Below are 15,250 nucleotides of genomic sequence, written 5' to 3'. Positions count from 1 at the left end.
ACTTATAATAGGGTAAATAGTATAAGATTTAATTAATGTTACAAAAGAAAAATTACTATGTTTTAAAGGGAGGAACTTATGTTTAAACACATCTTGCTTTCATTAAATGGGTATAAAGCATCCTATTTACGAAATGATGTTATTTCAGGCGTCGGGGTTGCTGCACTGACAATTCCTGTTGCAATGGGATACGCACAAGTAGCAGGACTTCCGCCCATCTATGGATTATATGCATCTTTTTTGCCGGTTATTGCTTATGTTATTTTTGCCAGTTCGCCGCAATTAATATTTGGGATAGATGCGACAGCTAGCGCCATTACTGGGTCAATTATTTTAGGTACAGCTGGACTTGCAGCGGGGTCCAAAGAAGCCATCACACTAGCTCCAATTCTCGCATTTTTTTGTGCAGCCTTTTTAGTACTTTTCTCCGTCTTAAAATTAGGACGTTTTGCAAAATACATATCTGCTCCAGTTTTAAGTGGGTTCATTTCAGGACTAAGTGTTTCCATTATTATGGGGCAAATCCCCAAAATAATGGGACTAAAAGAAAGTGGAGATAGTTTCTTTTCTAGTTTAGGCATTATTTTTGGTCAATTTTTCCAGTCCAATTGGATTTCATTTGCCATGGGTGTTGTTACAGTAATTATTGTTATAACTTGTAAAAAAGTAATTCCAAAAATCCCAATGTCGCTTGTTGTTTTAGTACTCGGAACAATGGCAGCTTATTTCTTTAAGTTAGACCAATATAATGTAGATATTGTTGGTAAGATTCCAGTGGGATTCCCGTCACTTGCGCTTCCCGATTTTGGAGCTAGCTCATGGGCACTTGCAATCGGTGGTGGTTTGGTTTGTGCTATCGCTACCTTTGCTGGTTCGCTACTACCAAGTGAGAGTTTTGCAATGAGAAATAAATATACAATTGATGATAATCGTGAGCTGTTCGCTTATGGAATTTCAAATTTTGTTGCAGCCTTTTCTGGTTGCCCTCCCGCTAGCGCCAGTGTATCTAGAACTGCTGCTAATGAGCAATTTCGTGGTAAAACGCAAATGGTTTCTATCGTTGCTGCGACCATTATTGCGCTAATCGTTGCCTTCTTAAGTGGCTTACTTTACTATATGCCGCAACCAGTTCTTTCTGGTATCGTATTCGCTGCTCTTGTAGGTATTATTGATGTAGATGTGTTAAAAGGTTTATTCAAGGTTTCCCGTCGTGAAGCAACTGTTTGGATTGTTGCAGCACTTGGTACCCTTTTAGTTGGCGTTATTTTCGGGGTACTACTTGGGATTTTCCTATCATTCATTAACGTAGTAAGTCGTTCGATGAAATCACCGATTGCGATTCTTGGAGTAATCGAAGGACGCCACGGTTATTTCGATTTAAAACGTAAACCAGAAGCAAAACCAATTCCAAATGTTGTTATTTATCGATACAGCGCATCGCTATTTTTTGGAAACTTTAACAAATTCGCAGACGGTTTAAAAGAAGCAGTCCAAGATGATACAAAACTAGTCATTTTTGAAGCAAGTGCGATTATCAATATCGATACAACTGCTACAGAATCAATGAAAGACTTGCTAAAGTGGCTTGATGACAAAGGCATTGAATATTACTTTGCTGACCTCATTGATCATTTGAAAACCAGCTTTAGAAAACACGATCTTGGCTACCTTATCGATAACGGCTATACGAAAAAAACCGTGGAAGACGCGCTCGATGCCTATAATGCTAAAAATAAATAACAAAACGCTTAGTCGGGCTTAAACTCGACTAAGCGTTTTTCATTTTTTACAAAAGAGCAAAAATTCGCGGACTAATTAATCGCACAAATGGTGACACGACAACAATTTGCAAAAATAAAGCCACAAAATAATTGCGTAAAATAAGAATGCCTAAATAACTCCATTCGCCTTGGTTCACAATCAGGCTAAGTGTCGACATAAGCACACACATAAATGTCACCATTAATAATTGCATCATAATGATCTTTTTAAATTTCGAAGCATCTTCCCTTACCAAAAGGGCGTGCAGACGATTCGCAATTTTTCCGACAACAAAAAAGTCTAATAAAAATCCAATAAAAAGAAACGGAACAAACGCTTTTAATATAATTAATAAAGAATCTGTACCAATACCATTTTCAAGAAAGATATTATAAGAGCTCATGCATAAAATCATTAAAGAACACATAATAAGTGTAAAAACAATCTTCTCTTTCCTATTACTGTACATAATTTCACCTCCAAAGAACTATCGTAGCAAATTAAAAATTTCTTCGTAAGTGACAATTTTGTTACAAAAAAAGTTTTGCTCGGAAATCCAAGCAAAACTCGTATTTTACATTTTTTCTTTGTCAAGCTGTGTCCTTATTTCCCGGGCAATATTTTCAATCGTATATAGTGCTGGTAATTGGGACGTGATATTCGCTTCCTGATACATTTCCTTATTAATATAATAAGCGATATTCGCGTCAGAAAGCCTCGCAATAGTTGATTTCGCACTATTCGTAATCGAAATCACTTTACAATTTTGTGCCTTCAACTGGTGAATGTAGCGAATAATGTCTTCATTTTCCCCTTCCACCGAAATCGCAATCATACAGATTTTATCGGATAATTTGCTCGATAAATGGTAAAACGGGTGGTTAAGTGGATCTTCAATATGTAGTGCTAGTGTAAATAACGACGAAAAATAAATCGCACCATATTCAGCAATTACACCCGATGAACCCACCCCTGCAAATAAAACCAGCTCGCGGTCACGGAGAATTTCTACTGCGTTTTGAATTTGCGCTTTAAACTCTGGTTGCGCCGTGCGTTTCAGAAAATCAATATAAGTTGTTTCATCCGCCATATCAATTTGCGCCAACTTCTGCTCTTCTAAATAAAGCTGCAACTTCACGCGAAACTCCGAAAAACCATTACAACCAAATTTCCGGCAAAAACGTAGAATTGTCGTTGTACTCACGTGCACTTCCGTCGCCAAATCGCGAATTCGCATATAAACAACCTTATCTAAATTCGCCACAATATAATTATAAATATCTAATTCCGTATCATTTAATTCCAAATTTTTATCCAAAAAAAGCATTTCCGCACCTCTTTTCGCTTTATTTTACCATGTAACACCTCGTTACTCAAATGTGACAAGTTCCTACTTAGAAAATCCTTACCTAAACCTAGCCAAATACTAGCTATTTTTTCATAAAATTCCTATACTATAACTGTGAGAAGAAAAGGACACTAACAATTAAGTAAGCCTTTTCAAAAAAATATCCTTGGAGGTATAAATAATGACTAAAGGTATTAAAATCGCAACTATTGGTGGCGGATCAAGTTATACACCTGAACTAATCGAAGGATTTATTAAACGTCAAAACGAATTGCCAGTTCGTGAACTATGGTTAGTAGACGTAGAAGCTGGACGTGAAAAATTAGAAATCGTTGGTAATTTAGCAAAACGTATGGTAGAAAAAGCTGGCGTTGACATGGAAGTACATTTAACACTAGACCGCGAAGAAGCTTTAAAAGGCGCAGATTTCGTAACAACTCAATTACGTGTAGGTTTACTAGACGCACGTGTGAAAGATGAGCGCATCCCGAATTCATATGGCGTTGTTGGACAAGAAACAAACGGACCAGGCGGCATGTTCAAAGGACTTCGCACAATCCCAGTTATTTTAGATATTTGTAAAGACATGGAACGCCTTTGCCCAGATGCTTGGTTAATCAACTTTGCTAACCCAGCTGGAATGGTAACAGAAGCAGTTCTTCGTTACAGTAACCAAAAGAAAGTTGTCGGCTTATGTAATGGCCCTATCGGCATCGAACGTAATATCGCTGAAACTCTTGGCGTAGACGTTTCTGAAATTTATGTAGAATTCGTTGGTCTAAACCACATGGTATTCGCGAAAACTGTTTATCATAATGGCAAAGACGTAACAAAAGATGTTGTTTTCAAAATGACAGAAGATGAAGCTGGCTCAAGCCTTAAAAATATCAATGCAACTGGTTGGGACAAAACATTCTTACGTACACTAAATATGATTCCAATCGACTACTTGCGCTACTACTGGCAAACAAAACAACAACTGGAAGACCAAGCTCGCGCATATGCAGAACATGGTACTCGTGCAGAAGTTGTTAAAAAAGTAGAAGCGGAACTTTTCGAGCTTTACAAACAAGAAGAACTTGCTGAAAAACCGAAACAATTAGAACAACGCGGCGGCGCTTACTACAGTGAAGCAGCATGTAACCTAATTAACTCTATCTATAACGATAAACGCGACATTCAAATCGTTAATACTCGTAACAATGGTGCTATCCTTGATATTGATCCTGATTCCGCAGTAGAAACAAACTGTGTTATCACTCGCCAAGGCCCAATTCCACTAGCAAGCGGACGCCTTCCAATCGCTATCAACGGCATCATCCAAGAAATCAAAACGTTCGAGCGCCTAACAGCCGAAGCAGCAGTTACTGGTGATTACGACAAAGCACTCCTTGCAATGACAATCAACCCACTAACTCCAAGCGAATCTGTAGCCCGCGAAATGCTGGATGAACTTTTAGAAGCGCATAAAGAGTATTTACCGAATTTCTTTAAATAAGTAAAAAAGAGCCTGTCAAAGGGCTCTTTTTTTATATCCGCCAATCCGTCATATTATTCTCCAAATAATCAATCCCAAACGCCAAAAGCCCAATCCGGTAATCCGTCGTAAACTTACGCGACAACACAATCTCCGGCAAAACCGCATACGGATAAACTTGCTTCAACTCTTCCGTCAGTTCCTCGGTGAAATCCTTCTGCCCAAAATAAAAATTTGTGTAGAGCACAATCGTTTCCGGATCATAAAAACTCATCGTGAGGAGCACCATTTTACGAATGTGCGCTTTAATTTCATCCACCGAAAAATCAAAGTTATCCCAGTCCACTTGAAGTGGCATATGCTTAATCTCCCCAGCCAGCCCATTCTGACCTTTCAAAATCTCTCCGTTCATCAAAAGCCCCGCACCTGGTGGAAAACGCTCCGGATAGTAAAGTCCCACAATGTTCTCCTCTACAACAGGCCGATTTTTATACCCGAAAATCGCCGCATTCGTATCCGTTTCAACCAACACCGGCAAATTCACTTCCGCCTCCAAAGTCTCCCGCAATTGCACATTTAAAAGTAGCGGAAAATCCATCGCGCGCAGCTTCCCACCAATTTCAATCCCCGGTACCCCAATTACAACGCAAGAAATCTTCGGAAAAGCGCAAACAAGATCTTTTGTATTCCGTTTCAGCGCAGTAATGTCCAAATCCTCTCCAGACATATCCTCTACAAACTCCGGCTCACCAAGTAAATTATAGACCGAAAAAGAATACGTAATTTTCTTCCACTTTTCTTGCAAACTAATAACCAACACCTGCTGAAAATTAGGATTAATTTCATACGAAACAGCTCTTCTTCCGCCAGTCGCAACCGAATTATCTTGTTCTAAAATCTCTTCATTTTCCACTAAATCGCGAATCAGCTTGTTCACTGTAACTACACTAAGCCCAGTCACTTCGGCGATTTCCGCTTTCGTCATCGCACCTTGTTGCCGTAAAATCGACTTGATATTTTTCTTATTCAATTCTTTTAAATCACGAGGAATTGCCATCATCAACCGCTCCATTCGCAAAGTTATTAAATAAACTTTATAAACTATATTTACTATCATTTTAACCACTCTGAACCCATTTGTCAAAACAAAAAAGAACCTCTCATTACGAGAAGTTCTCTTCGATTTATTATTTAGCTTTACGAATAAATAGCGAACACAGCAGACCAATACAAGCCATAATCAGTCCAAAGACAAAGGCATTTTGTATTCCCGCTGTCAGTGAAGCAACCATTTGCTCCGGTCCCATTCCTTGCGCCGTTTCCATATAAGCTTTTTGTCCAGCAGACATGATCGTAATCGCAACAGCTGTTCCGATCGCACCGGAAACTTGTTGCAATGTGTTCATAATCGCCGTACCATCAGGATATAATTTCCGTGGCAATTGATTTAATCCGTTTGTTTGTGCCGGCATCATAACCATCGAAATCCCAATCATTAACACCGAATGAAGCACGATGATAGTTAATGCAGATGTTCCAACTTCTATTCTCGTTAAGAAAAATAGTGCCACAACCGCTACGATAAATCCTGGGATAACAAGTGCGCGCGGACCGTATGCATCGAACAAACGCCCAGTAAATGGTGACATTAAACCATTCAGCACTCCGCCCGGAAGTAATACTAATCCCGCCGAAAATGCCGCGAGCGCTAAACTATTTTGTAAGTAAAGCGGTAGTAAAATCATCGTCGAAAGAATCATCATAAAGCTGATAAATACTAAAATAAGTCCTAACGTGAACATTGGGTATTTAAATACTTTCAAGTCCATCAAAGGTTTTTCCATTGTTAGTTGGCGCCAAACAAATAGTCCAAGTGCAATTCCACCAACGATAATTGAAACTAATACCGTCGCGCTTCCCCAACCATTTTCTCCCGCACTACTAAAGGCAAATACAACTCCACCAAAACCTAGCGTCGAAAGAATAATCGATAAAATATCAATTTTCGGCTTCGTAACCACCGAAACATTTTGCATAAATTTCATTCCGAATAATAACGCAATAATAAGGAATGGCAAGGAAATCCAGAAAATCCAGTTCCAAGTCAAGTTTTCTAAAATAAGTCCTGAGATTGTCGGACCCACTGCTGGTGCAAACATAATTACCAGCCCGATCATCCCCATTGCCGAGCCACGTTTATGCTCTGGGAAAATCAGTAAAATCGTGTTAAACATTAACGGTAGTAATAGCGCCGTACCTACTGCTTGCACTACGCGTCCAATCATTAACATCGCAAACGTTGGCGAAAGCGCCGCAATGAGCGTACCTGCAATAGAAAAACTCACTGCTGTAAAAAATAAACCTCGTGTCGTAAACCATTGTAAAAGTAATCCCGAAATCGGTACTAATATTCCAAGCGTTAGCAAATAACCTGTCGTAAGCCACTGCACTGTCGCTGAACTAATATCAAACACCTGAATCAAATCACTAAGCGCCATGTTAAGAGCAGTTTCACTGAATAGCCCAATGAACCCCGCCATCAAAAATGAGGCAATAATTGGTATTGGCCGAATCTTCTGCCCACCTGTTGCTTCTTGTTGCATATAATTTCCCCCTTTTCAGACTAAAAATTAAGTAGTCTACGTTTGATATTACGGAGATTTCGCCAATAAGTCAACGTTTCAAGCTCTATTTTTACGAAAAATTTACAAGCTATGCTATACTTCGAAGTAGAAAAGAGGGATTTTTTATGACCATTTTAGCATTTATTTTAACTTTCATCGTAATGATCGAGCATATTTATATAATGATTTTAGAAATGTTTTTCGCAAATACCAAACTCGCATCGAAGACGTTTGGTGTCGAGAAGGAACTACTTGCGAATAAGAAAGTACAGACGCTGTTTGCGAATCAAGGGCTTTATAATGGCTTTCTTGCGGCAGGGCTTGTGTGGGGATTGTTTTTCGCGGGAGCAGGGTTTGCTGAAACTGTGCAGATTTTCTTTTTGAGCTGTGTGGTTGTGGCGGCGCTGTTTGGCGGAGCGACTTCTTCTAAGGGGATTTTGGTGAAGCAGGGCTTGCCAGCGGTTTTGGCGTTGGTTGTGGTTTTGTTGGTTTAGAGGAGTGTAGGAAAAGGCTTGGATTTGGGTCCTGGCCTTTTTTATTTTTGGGGTTTAGATTTTAAAAGGAAGTTTATGATTTCATAATAAGTAGTTAAAACAGATTATAGCTGTCTGAATTGCTGTGCTTACACTATTTACATTTCATAATGAGTAGTTAAAACTCTTAACACCATTGGATATAGCATCTTCAACAACTGAATTTACATTTCATAATAAGTAGTTAAAACTTATTTAGCAATGATGCTGAATCTCTATTCATATTATTTACATTTCATAATAAGTAGTTAAAACAATACATCACAGAAAGAATACGATTAAGTGACAAATTTACATTTCATAATAAGTAGTTAAAACCGTGCCGCGGTGGATGATGTTATTGATCTCGTCGCTAATTTACATTTCATAATAAGTAGTTAAAACAAACGGAACTTTAGTGCGCGGGAAAGAATATTCTTCATTTACATTTCATAATAAGTAGTTAAAACGATATAGCATCTTCAACAACTGCTGGTGGTATATTTCTATTTACATTTCATAATAAGTAGTTAAAACCTGTCCCACGAAAACCAAATAAATCTGGAAAACCATTATTTACATTTCATAATAAGTAGTTAAAACGGGCGTTACACGTATGCCGATGGAAGCACAGCAGGATTTACATTTCATAATAAGTAGTTAAAACGACGGGGTGACTATGACTATAGATGATATAAACGTATTTACATTTCATAATAAGTAGTTAAAACCTGTTTACAGATTACGACTGTGAGCAGACCCTTTGATTTACATTTCATAATAAGTAGTTAAAACAATATCTTCCGGGCCGACACGGCCAGAATTTCCAGAATTTACATTTCATAATAAGTAGTTAAAACATTATTGTTTCTTCTGTGATGTATTCTTGATACTCATTTATATTTCATAATAAGTAGTTAAAACGCTGTCGCATGGCAGTGTGAGCATATCAAGAAATAATTTACATTTCATAATAAGTAGTTAAAACTCGATATCTGTCGTACCTTCAAACCTGCCAAAATATTTACATTTCATAATAAGTAGTTAAAACTTTAGTTATCCGCTGATCTGGAAAAAGCAAAGTTTATTTACATTTCATAATAAGTAGTTAAAACACGTAAGTATATTATTCCATTCATTGACTTAGAGGCATTTACATTTCATAATAAGTAGTTAAAACCCGCTCTATTTTACGCCTACTCCCATCATAACTCAGGTCACTATTTTTGTCGACCTCTTAAAAATTGCGTAAAAATCATAACTTATCCCTTCAGATTTCCGCTTAAAAACTTCAAACGCTTTCTCCCCCAATGATTTCCCTAAATCTGTCGAACCCCACTATTTTTCGCACTACTAAAGGTCGACAGACCGAGAACATCAAAAGAAATTAGAAGTCTTTTCATCCGTTAATCCCCAAAATTCTTTTTCTAGCCATCTTTGTTGTCTACTAGAAAAAACAATTACTGAATCTTTATCATCTCGAATATACTTATCTAACTCCATCCTTAACTTAACTAAAAGCGCTGGAGTTATTTCACCTTCAAAAACTGATTTTTGAACATGAGTTAAGTACTTTTTACAAATCTTAAATACATTTCTCCAGACTTTTGCCCCACCGTTTTCTATTGAAATATCATAAATTAAAATTACATACATACCTTCACCACCAAATTTTAAATGCTTCGTATTCTTTATCATTCATCAAATGCTTTACTAATTTATAACATTCTAAGCGAATTAAATGCCGATAAGATACATTTCTTCCTAAATCCCGATGTTTAATTGTTTCTTTCATACACAAATCATACGCTTGTAATACCTTTTGCCGAGCTGCTTTTTTCATATAGCAAAAGTTAGCCTCTTTTTCAAAGTCATCTTCGGTAATAATATTTTTGTTTAACAAACTAAAAATAATCCGATCAGCAATTAGTGGTTTGAAAATCTCTGTTAAAGAGAGCTCACCTCATAAAAATCCCTACCTCATCCGAATAATTACATTTAAACTTAATAACACTCTCATAACGGTTTATTTCATGCACATCGCTCTCACCTTTTTTATAAAGATAGTCAGGAATACTCACCATAAATTCAGCTAAATTGGTTCTTGCAATCATTTTCTCTTTTGTTGATATTTCTTTAGAAGTTTTACAAAGAATAGCAAAATAAGAATTGATTTCTTCCGCATTATCTTGCCAAACTTTTTCCGGAATGACAGAAACGGAATTAATGTTTCTAAATCTCCTACGAACATCTGCTTTATCCAATTCATAACTATCAAAAGCTTTCACGTAGTTTATCGTTTCTATCAAATCGTTATAAAACTCACTCCCACGTAAAGCCTCTGTTGAATAAACCCGCTCCACTAGTTCCATTTTCTTCTCTTCTGTCAAAACGCCAGCATGCTCATTCAAAATGGTCTTAGAATTTTCAAATATCAACTTATCGATAAAAGTTCCAATTCCTGAGCAAACTTTCGCTCCACCATCAAAAACATAGACATTCGTATCCACATCCAGCGCTCGGTTTCGGTAACATCTGCCCATCCGTTGAAACAGCCCATTCACATCCGATAGCTCCGTGAAAAGTAAATCAAAATCAATATCCAATGAAGCCTCTACGACTTGTGTTGCTACCCAAATACATTTTTTCGTACTATCTTTTTGCCCATCTTTAAAAATCGCGTCCTCTTTAGCCGAACGATCTCTTTTAATAAATTGACTATGAATGAGATGAATTTCTTCGCTTTGGAAATACTCTTTTAACTCCGAATAGATTTTTTTTGCTTTACTAATAGTGTTACAAATAACTAAAATTCGATTATTGTTAAAAAATGGTTTAATAAATTCACTTTCAACCTCCGTATGAACCATCTCCATGCTGTGGCGAATTCGCGATGATACAAATTTCTCTTCTGGTTGGACAAAATTCACACCGTTTTCTAAAAGTAAATCTGTCACTATTCCCGGTAAAGTCGCCGTCATAATGCAGAACTTCCCACCAAATTTATCAATATAAGATAATCCTAAAATCAAATAAGCAAGTAAGTCCGGTGAGTACATCTGGATTTCATCAATAATCACTTTGGAATAAGATAGAGTAGCTAATTTATGCTCAAAACCTGCATAACGAAAGACAAAATCAAACAATTGATCGAGCGTGCAAATAGTTATAGGTAAAGACATTTGCCTCGTCCGCGTATAATATTCATCAATATCCATCTCCGCATTTCCTTCATGTAGCAAATACTGACTATAAGTTTCCGAATGAAGTAAACCCACTCGCGCCGCTTGATTGGTCGTAACAATATTTTTTGTGATTCGCTCATAAATTGCATTGATTGCCGTACGCAGTGGAAGTGTGAAAAAACCTTTATTATTCCCAAGCCAAAGTAGCCCTGCCTCCGTTTTCCCCATGCCAGTTTCAGCAATAACGACAATATTTTCATTTTGGTGCTGCATCATATATTTTTGCAAAGCGTTCCAATCAGCTTCTGGATTTTCTGCTTTAAAATGAGCTAGTTGCACTTCCATCGAATCCATCAAAAAGTCATTTTCAAGTTCTACATCAATTCCCCCACTCGCTGCAAAGTCAATTCGATTGAGTAAGCCTTTTAGTAGAACGTATTTTTTGAATGTTTCTGCGTCCGCTGCGGAGTTACCTTCGAAAATTCGGGAGCCTGGGTAGAAGTACAACATTTCTACCTCACTACTATATTCCGCATTTTCTCCTAGCTGACTGTATATAAAACCCGCCCACTGCTCTTCTAATTTGATTATTTCTTTTCTCCACTCTGAATCAGAAAAATCGTATTTTCTTTCATGATGCCGCGCAATCGCCTGATAAACAACTTTAATTTCATCCTCCGAGTATCCCATTTCTTCAAGTTTACTATCTGGAACAAATGCAACAGACAAATAACCATGCGGAATTTCTTTACCTTTACCAGAAGCATTACCTAATTTCGTTTGGAATAATAGATTCATTTTCCCTAAATCATGTAGTAAACAAACTAATTCTAGTAAATACCAATCTATTTCCACAGCTGGGTATAGTTTTTTTAGTCTTTGATAGTTTTTTAATAAATTATCCGTATGTTCTTGAATTGTTTCTTCTGGATTAGATTTCGCTAAATATTTATGCATCTCGAGCCGCCCCTTATACAAAATCCCCTTGAACACTATACATTCAAGGGGTAATTGTTTGTTATTATTACTCCTCTTCTTCAATAAAGACTAAGTAATCATCTTCATCAAAAAAGAAAACATCTTTCTTAGAGACAAAAATTCTACTTGAGTAAATAACATCTCTCTTTCGCCACTTACGGAAAAACTTAGGTGCTTTTTCTGTTCCGTGGTTAACTCTTTCATATTTTTCTGTTAGCAAATATCTTGTACCTAACAGTTTATCACGACCAACTGAGCTTTCATGTGATTTGAAATGAACAGAATTATTTTCAGTGAGCGAGATTGGCACATAGGCATTGTAACCATCTGATATTTCTGTGCTTTTTTTAGGTTGCCGTTTCTCCACATCCACAACTTCCACCTCTTGAATAGTCGCAATATCCTCGCGACGACCTAGCGATGGGAACTCAATAGGCTCTCTAAATGCTTTTTCGATGATTGGTACGAGTGATGAGTCTTCCGGAATGATGTGAAGCAGTAGTTCTAAATCCACAAGAAGCTCTACCGTCGATATACCACGACTCACACCATAATCACCTACTTTGATTTGATGACGAGTGGCATCGTAATTCATCCCATTTTTAAACTCATACCTCGTCGCTAAATCGTTCACCTTCGAAAAGTACTTCCCTTGAATACTAATTTTCATTTCATGATAGCTCGTAAAACCACAAAGCGTATGGACCATCCCGATTACAGTTGAATAAGGTGGTAAAGGATACGTTTCTTTTAATTGAAAACTAGTTGGTTTCTTAAAATTCACCAAGTCTTGCCAAAGTTTTACTCTAATTGCTTTCATAATAAGCATCAATCTTTCCTTTAATATCGTTAAAGAATGCCGGCACAGATTCTGCTTTTAGCTCGGCTTTCACTTCATCAGAATTAGCAAATTGCCCGTCAATAATACCCACTCTCGTATTTTCTTTGATATCTTCATACGTAAGTAAATCTTTAATATTTTTAATAACAATATTGTTATCTGCTACATCTACAACATTTTGGAAAACAGGATTTTTCACATCATAAACTCCACCTATAATGAAAAGAGGTTTTAAATCTTCTCGGCGCCCGCGAATGTCACGGTACAAAAATGCTACTGTGTCCATCAATTTTTTCACACGACGAGCTTTTTCTTTATTATCAAGTGCAATTTCCCCATCGATACCAATTTGATCTAAATCAATCGTCATTGTATAACGATAATAAGATTTATGAATTTCCGCTTGTGCGATATTCATGTTTTCATTTAATTTATCGGCTTGACCTTTATTCGTCAGAAAATCCAAATCACCTTTAAACGTTTCAAGCGAAATGGCATTAGATAAACGGACTTTTGCAGAACGCTTTTGTCCACCGCTTCCTTTCTCTGTTTTAAGGTAACCAAAGAAATCAAGTTCTGGGAAATCTGTAATAGTCGCTTCACTTAGGAATTGAATAACTTTCTTATCACCGCCACCTTCAGCCTTTACTGGAGCTTCTTTCTCTCCAATTTGATCCATCAAGTTGTAGCGAATTGCTTGGCGAGAAATATATGTATATTGGTCACCGTTATTTCTAGAAATCTTTTTAAGTGAAGAAATATTACCAAGAGACTCCCCGTAGTTGGCACTTTCTGCTTGGAAAATAATTGTCATTGCTAGTCCTTTATTTTTCATCTGTGTTTCCCCCGTCTTCTTTTTTAGTTTTCTCTCCACCTACTCCAAGCATAAATGCATAACCAACTGATTTAAAAGCTTCATCATTCGAAAACATTTTTATGAATACATCTGGAATGGGCATAGCTAAATAGGAATAACTATTCAATAAAGCATCCATAAATCCATCTTTATCATTGACCTTTAATGAATTTAATAATTTGTATGTTATTCCCGAAATTTTATTTTCTGACTTCTTCTTAACATAGCCTTCCTTAAATTCCTTTCCACAATTTTGAACGAACCATAATTGATTTTGAGAAATATTTGTCATCACTTCCATCTCCTTCAAAAATTTTGTATTTATATCTAAAATCCCTGAAACGTGTCCCATATTGTAATACAACCCATTTACACTAGTTTGCTTATAGTAGATTAATTTATGAATAAGCGTAAATAAATTTTCATTGTTCATTAAATGCTGAAGAACTTCTTTGTACAAATTAACATTCAAATTACCTTCTTTGTAGCCACAACGAATTAAACCTTTCAATATTCCCTTTGAATCATTTACAATATGCAACATTTTTTTAGAAAGTAAATTGAAACGATAATGCTCATTTTCGTATCTAACTAACTGAATATCCGCCAGTTCATAGCGACGATTATTTTCATGCTCCATAGTAATAGACTCCACAAGTGCTCGGTAAGTATTAGTTGAATTAATTCCATCTTGGTTAAAGCGCAGGATAGAATTCCGCATACGTTCATTAACACGATATAACTCCTCTACGCCATATGAATCGTTGACAAACATACCTTCTCCGTACACATACGTAAATCCAGCTGGAACACATGAATAAATCAAACGACAAATCGGGCAAGTCGCAACATCATTGTTAAAATCCCATACGTGAGCCGTTTTTCTTGCAGTATCAAATCCAACATCGTTCATAAAACTGAGATCTAATTTCAAATTCTTGATTGGTTGATTACAATTGAAACAATTGTATTTCGCTTTAGACAAATCAGTATCTAAATATTCTAAAACTGGATCCACAAAGGTTGTTTTGTAATCTAAATAAGGATCAATAAATTTTGTTTGTTTAAAAAGGAAAGAAACACCGGACCAGCCTTTATTTATAACAGAATATATCAGGTTTTTTGCGCCTAGATATTGAAGTCCCTTTTCACTTGCACAAAAATCAATAATCAGATCTAGCTGAGTATAAATTTGTTTCACCTGTTCAATTATATTTAACTTCACATCTTCCCATTTTTGCTTTTTGGTCAAATTAATCGTATTTATATTCTCTAGCCATTTATTTACATCAACATCAGGATTAATTAGTGGGAACACTTTGATATAATTAGCCTTCTTTAAATAAAATTTTACTACATTTTTCACATATTTATTTAAATTATCCAATGCATTTTCATCAAAAGAAGCAAATTCATCTGCTTTAAAACATTCCATTGTCTTTTTATAAGAAACGATTTTAGACCAAGCTAATGTTTCTTTATATTCTTGAATAAAGAAATTAAAATATTTAGTTTCAAAGTCTTCCAATAAATCAGCTGTGAAATAAATCGATTGCCCCTCAATTCTCACATTTTTTTTACCAACAATATTTAGAAAACCAATTAAACTAGCATTTATAATCCAGTCATTTGCCCGCACTTCTATTTCTGTTTGCATTTTCTCCACCT

13 protein-coding genes and 1 CRISPR repeat array are annotated in these 15,250 nt (G+C 36.4%); of the genes, 3 read left to right on the top strand and 10 right to left on the bottom strand.

The annotated features are described in order from the left end of the window. Positions 1 to 78 precede the first annotated feature (78 nt). The gene (locus HCB45_RS12630; protein WP_185620135.1) at positions 79 to 1,740 is read left to right on the top strand and encodes a SulP family inorganic anion transporter; all 1,662 of its coding nucleotides are present in this window, start codon (positions 79 to 81) and stop codon (positions 1,738 to 1,740) included. A 46-nt stretch (positions 1,741 to 1,786) separates the two neighbouring features. Here the strand turns inward: HCB45_RS12630 and HCB45_RS12625 are convergent, their stop codons facing one another. Together HCB45_RS12625 and HCB45_RS12620 are read right to left on the bottom strand one after the other, a co-directional pair. Beyond that, entirely contained in the window at positions 1,787 to 2,230 is a 444-nt protein-coding gene (locus HCB45_RS12625; protein ID WP_185620133.1) for a DUF2798 domain-containing protein, read from the bottom strand. Positions 2,231 to 2,335: 105 nt separating this feature from the next. Continuing rightward, complete coding sequence (locus HCB45_RS12620; RefSeq protein ID WP_185318031.1) at positions 2,336 to 3,088, bottom strand: MurR/RpiR family transcriptional regulator; 753 nt, start codon at positions 3,086 to 3,088, stop codon at positions 2,336 to 2,338. Between the two features lie 202 nt (positions 3,089 to 3,290). Between HCB45_RS12620 and HCB45_RS12615 the strand changes: the two genes are divergently transcribed. Further along, entirely contained in the window at positions 3,291 to 4,607 is a 1,317-nt protein-coding gene (locus HCB45_RS12615; protein ID WP_185318030.1) for a 6-phospho-beta-glucosidase, read from the top strand. Positions 4,608 to 4,638: 31 nt separating this feature from the next. Here the strand turns inward: HCB45_RS12615 and HCB45_RS12610 are convergent, their stop codons facing one another. Continuing rightward, positions 4,639 to 5,643, bottom strand: coding sequence for an ROK family transcriptional regulator (locus HCB45_RS12610; protein ID WP_185318989.1), 1,005 nt, complete (start codon positions 5,641 to 5,643; stop codon positions 4,639 to 4,641). Positions 5,644 to 5,773: 130 nt separating this feature from the next. Continuing rightward, positions 5,774 to 7,189 (bottom strand): DHA2 family efflux MFS transporter permease subunit, encoded by a 1,416-nt coding sequence (locus tag HCB45_RS12605; protein ID WP_185620132.1) that lies wholly within the window; start codon positions 7,187 to 7,189, stop codon positions 5,774 to 5,776. Between the two features lie 146 nt (positions 7,190 to 7,335). Here HCB45_RS12605 and HCB45_RS12600 point away from each other — a divergent pair, with 146 nt between their 5' ends. After that, entirely contained in the window at positions 7,336 to 7,704 is a 369-nt protein-coding gene (locus HCB45_RS12600) for a DUF1304 domain-containing protein (RefSeq protein ID WP_185318028.1), read from the top strand. 72 nt (positions 7,705 to 7,776) lie between these two features. Continuing rightward, positions 7,777 to 8,902: direct repeats of the CRISPR family, unit length 29 nt; unit sequence ATTTACATTTCATAATAAGTAGTTAAAAC. Between the two features lie 197 nt (positions 8,903 to 9,099). On the opposite strand, the gene cas2 is transcribed toward HCB45_RS12600, so the two are convergent. The 6 genes from cas2 to cas8a1 all read right to left on the bottom strand — a co-directional run bounded on the left by cas2 (position 9,100) and on the right by cas8a1 (position 15,239). Continuing rightward, positions 9,100 to 9,378, bottom strand: a complete 279-nt coding sequence (gene cas2 / locus HCB45_RS12595) for a CRISPR-associated endonuclease Cas2 (protein WP_031643491.1) — start codon at positions 9,376 to 9,378, stop codon at positions 9,100 to 9,102. Positions 9,379 to 9,382: 4 nt separating this feature from the next. Then, entirely contained in the window at positions 9,383 to 9,664 is a 282-nt protein-coding gene (cas1, locus tag HCB45_RS12590; RefSeq protein WP_312026329.1) for a CRISPR-associated endonuclease Cas1, read from the bottom strand. A 16-nt stretch (positions 9,665 to 9,680) separates the two neighbouring features. Next, the gene (gene cas3, locus HCB45_RS12585; protein ID WP_185620130.1) at positions 9,681 to 11,864 is read right to left on the bottom strand and encodes a CRISPR-associated helicase Cas3'; all 2,184 of its coding nucleotides are present in this window, start codon (positions 11,862 to 11,864) and stop codon (positions 9,681 to 9,683) included. Between the two features lie 67 nt (positions 11,865 to 11,931). Continuing rightward, a complete protein-coding gene (gene cas5b / locus HCB45_RS12580; RefSeq protein ID WP_185620128.1) occupies positions 11,932 to 12,714 on the bottom strand; it encodes a type I-B CRISPR-associated protein Cas5b in 783 nt (260 codons plus the stop codon). Next, on the bottom strand, positions 12,692 to 13,561 hold the full coding sequence (gene cas7i, locus HCB45_RS12575) for a type I-B CRISPR-associated protein Cas7/Cst2/DevR (RefSeq protein WP_185620126.1): 870 nt from the start codon (positions 13,559 to 13,561) through the stop codon (positions 12,692 to 12,694). The genes cas5b and cas7i overlap by 23 nt, the downstream gene beginning before the upstream one ends. Further along, positions 13,551 to 15,239 (bottom strand): type I-B CRISPR-associated protein Cas8b1/Cst1, encoded by a 1,689-nt coding sequence (cas8a1, locus tag HCB45_RS12570; RefSeq protein ID WP_185620124.1) that lies wholly within the window; start codon positions 15,237 to 15,239, stop codon positions 13,551 to 13,553. Before cas8a1 ends, cas7i begins: the two co-directional genes overlap by 11 nt. Positions 15,240 to 15,250: the final 11 nt, after the last annotated feature.

The sequence above is a fragment of the Listeria farberi genome (assembly GCF_014229245.1).
GTDB lineage: Bacteria > Bacillota > Bacilli > Lactobacillales > Listeriaceae > Listeria > Listeria farberi.
This window is presented reverse-complemented; position numbering and strand designations above follow the sequence as displayed.

What these genes read in the sequence shown, in the direction of transcription:
- HCB45_RS12630 (WP_185620135.1), top strand. Translation starts at nt 79, where the DNA reads ATGTTTAAACACATCTTGCTTTCATTAAATGGGTATAAAGCATCCTAT.
- HCB45_RS12625 (WP_185620133.1), bottom strand. Translation starts at nt 2,230, where the DNA reads ATGTACAGTAATAGGAAAGAGAAGATTGTTTTTACACTTATTATGTGT.
- HCB45_RS12620 (WP_185318031.1), bottom strand. Translation starts at nt 3,088, where the DNA reads ATGCTTTTTTTGGATAAAAATTTGGAATTAAATGATACGGAATTAGAT.
- HCB45_RS12615 (WP_185318030.1), top strand. Translation starts at nt 3,291, where the DNA reads ATGACTAAAGGTATTAAAATCGCAACTATTGGTGGCGGATCAAGTTAT.
- HCB45_RS12610 (WP_185318989.1), bottom strand. Translation starts at nt 5,643, where the DNA reads ATGGCAATTCCTCGTGATTTAAAAGAATTGAATAAGAAAAATATCAAG.
- HCB45_RS12605 (WP_185620132.1), bottom strand. Translation starts at nt 7,189, where the DNA reads ATGCAACAAGAAGCAACAGGTGGGCAGAAGATTCGGCCAATACCAATT.
- HCB45_RS12600 (WP_185318028.1), top strand. Translation starts at nt 7,336, where the DNA reads ATGACCATTTTAGCATTTATTTTAACTTTCATCGTAATGATCGAGCAT.
- cas2 (WP_031643491.1), bottom strand. Translation starts at nt 9,378, where the DNA reads ATGTATGTAATTTTAATTTATGATATTTCAATAGAAAACGGTGGGGCA.
- cas3 (WP_185620130.1), bottom strand. Translation starts at nt 11,864, where the DNA reads ATGCATAAATATTTAGCGAAATCTAATCCAGAAGAAACAATTCAAGAA.
- cas5b (WP_185620128.1), bottom strand. Translation starts at nt 12,714, where the DNA reads ATGCTTATTATGAAAGCAATTAGAGTAAAACTTTGGCAAGACTTGGTG.
- cas7i (WP_185620126.1), bottom strand. Translation starts at nt 13,561, where the DNA reads ATGAAAAATAAAGGACTAGCAATGACAATTATTTTCCAAGCAGAAAGT.
- cas8a1 (WP_185620124.1), bottom strand. Translation starts at nt 15,239, where the DNA reads ATGCAAACAGAAATAGAAGTGCGGGCAAATGACTGGATTATAAATGCT.